The organism is Geobacillus sp. G4 (genome assembly GCF_040327975.1).
In the GTDB taxonomy this organism is placed as follows: domain Bacteria; phylum Bacillota; class Bacilli; order Bacillales; family Anoxybacillaceae; genus Geobacillus; species Geobacillus thermoleovorans.
The window spans coordinates 1-1,205 of sequence record NZ_JBEPJY010000050.1 but is presented as its reverse complement, the minus strand read 5'-3'; the positions used below and the strand labels follow the sequence as shown (position 1 = coordinate 1,205).

The window sequence follows — 1,205 nt, the reverse complement described above, 5'->3', positions numbered from 1 at the left end:
TGTAAATTAGCACATTATTTCAGAATCACTTTTTCAAATTATTTCAGATGGATTCTGAAATAATGTGCAAAATTTTTGCGGATTGTTCCGGATTTTGCACATTCTTTCGGAACGTTTGCACGCTCTTTCAGATGAAGATTTCCAGCGCGCCTGATGGACCGATGGAAAATGGAAAAGTGAAAGCACAAAAGAGGCCGATTCGGCCCCTTTCGTGCTAATACCCCATTTCCTCTGCGGCCATGCGCACCACTTCTTCGTCAATGGCGTCCTTTTTCAGCTGATACCCGTATAACAGGCACGTCGTGGCCAACGTGTTGATCACCCGAGGCCATCCCCGCGACTGCAGGGCAATCGCCTCTAACGCCGATGGAGTGAAGATCGGATGCTTCGCCCCGGCCTGTTTCATCCGATGCTCGATGTAGCCCGCCACCTCTTCCCTCTCCAGCGGCCCCATCCGGTATCGCATGATGATCCGTTGGTCGAGAGGGTGGTGCTGATTGAGCCGCAGCTTCCCCTGTAAATGGGGCAGCCCGGCCAAAATCAAGACAAATGGGTTGGTCGAATCCATCTCAAAGTTGAACAAGATGGCGATGTCCTGTAAAAATGCATCCTTTGCTAAATGCATCTCGTCCAAAATGAACACCGGCGTGATCCGTCGTTCATGATACAATCGCTCGATCGCCTGCTGGATTTGGCGGAAGAGATCTACCTTGCGGTACTTCGGTTCCTCTCCTAATCCCAAGGCCAGTCCACGGTAAAAATCCATCACGCCTCCGGTGGATAACGGAAAGTAGACGACATGATACAATGATGGATTCAATGACTCTTTCAGCGCCCGAAGGGCGAACGTCTTGCCCGCCCCCGGCTCTCCGATCAACAGCCCGATTCCCCGCGTTCGCTTCACGTACTCCAGCGCCCGCAGCGCTTCCTGAAATGACGCCCCTTGATACGCCTCGGACGGGTCTGTTTCTTTCGCAAACGGCTCCCGCGAAAGGGAGTAAAACGATTTATACACCGTGTTCTCCCTCCTTCGCCGGAATCGCCGCAAACGGGGACCGATGGCGTTTTACATAGGCGTTGTCCTCCAAACGAACCCGAACGGCCTCCGCCACCTTCCTTCCATCTTCGTACACATAGACGCCTCGTTCGTCATAGCGGAGCTCAATCGATTGCCCAATGAACCGAGGCGGCACTTCGTATAGCTG

1 protein-coding gene and 1 pseudogene are annotated in these 1,205 nt (G+C 52.9%); both read right to left on the bottom strand.

Going from position 1 to position 1,205, the window contains the following annotated elements:
• Window positions 1–214: 214 nt before the first annotated feature.
• Window positions 215–1,015, bottom strand: a complete 801-nt coding sequence (locus ABS784_RS16815) for an ExeA family protein (RefSeq protein ID WP_020961374.1) — start codon at window positions 1,013–1,015, stop codon at window positions 215–217.
• Window positions 1,008–1,205, bottom strand: a pseudogene (locus ABS784_RS16810) (IS481 family transposase); the annotation flags it as partial. The pseudogene ABS784_RS16810 and the gene ABS784_RS16815, both read right to left, overlap by 8 nt.